The 650-nt window shown below is 48.2% G+C and carries 4 tRNA genes and 2 rRNA genes; all 6 read left to right on the top strand.

The annotated features are described in order from the left end of the window. Positions 1 to 90, top strand: a 23S ribosomal RNA gene (locus AC1DKZ_RS32935); the annotation flags it as partial. Positions 91 to 190: 100 nt separating this feature from the next. After that, positions 191 to 306 (top strand): 5S ribosomal RNA (rrf, locus tag AC1DKZ_RS32930). Positions 307 to 314: 8 nt separating this feature from the next. After that, positions 315 to 389 (top strand) — tRNA-Asn (locus AC1DKZ_RS32925). 2 nt (positions 390 to 391) lie between these two features. Next, positions 392 to 483, top strand: a tRNA-Ser gene (locus AC1DKZ_RS32920). A 19-nt stretch (positions 484 to 502) separates the two neighbouring features. Beyond that, positions 503 to 577 (top strand) — tRNA-Glu (locus AC1DKZ_RS32915). 13 nt (positions 578 to 590) lie between these two features. After that, a tRNA-Val gene (locus AC1DKZ_RS32910) sits at positions 591 to 648 on the top strand. Positions 649 to 650: the final 2 nt, after the last annotated feature.

Below are 650 nucleotides of genomic sequence, written 5' to 3'. Positions count from 1 at the left end.
CCCTGAAAGATGATCAGGTTGATAGGTTCGAGGTGGAAGCATGGTGACATGTGGAGCTGACGAATACTAATAGATCGAGGACTTAACCATATAATATGAAGCAACGTTATCTAGTTTTGAGAGAATATAAAAAACTTATTGACTTTCAGGGTGAATAAGTTATAATAATGATTGTCTCAAAAGAATAATGTCTGGTAATGATGGCAGAGAGGTCACACCCGTTCCCATACCGAACACGGAAGTTAAGCTCTCTAGCGCCGATGGTAGTTGGGACCTTGTCCCTGTGAGAGTAGGACGTTGCCAGGCAATATTATTCCGCAGTAGCTCAGCGGTAGAGCTATCGGCTGTTAACCGATCGGTCGTAGGTTCGATTCCTACCTGCGGAGCCATTGGAGAGCTGTCCGAGTTGGCCGAAGGAGCACGATTGGAAATCGTGTATACGTCACAAGCGTATCAAGGGTTCGAATCCCTTGCTCTCCGCCATAAGGAATTTATAATATTTGGCCCGTTGGTCAAGTGGTTAAGACACCGCCCTTTCACGGCGGTAACACGGGTTCGAATCCCGTACGGGTCACCACTTTTGGAGGATTAGCTCAGCTGGGAGAGCACCTGCCTTACAAGCAGGGGGTCGGCGGTTCGATCCCGTCACA

Source organism: Bacillus sp. 05T21 (assembly GCF_056396785.1).
The sequence above is the reverse complement of the archived record's forward strand: the minus strand, read 5'-3'. Positions and strand labels throughout refer to the sequence as shown.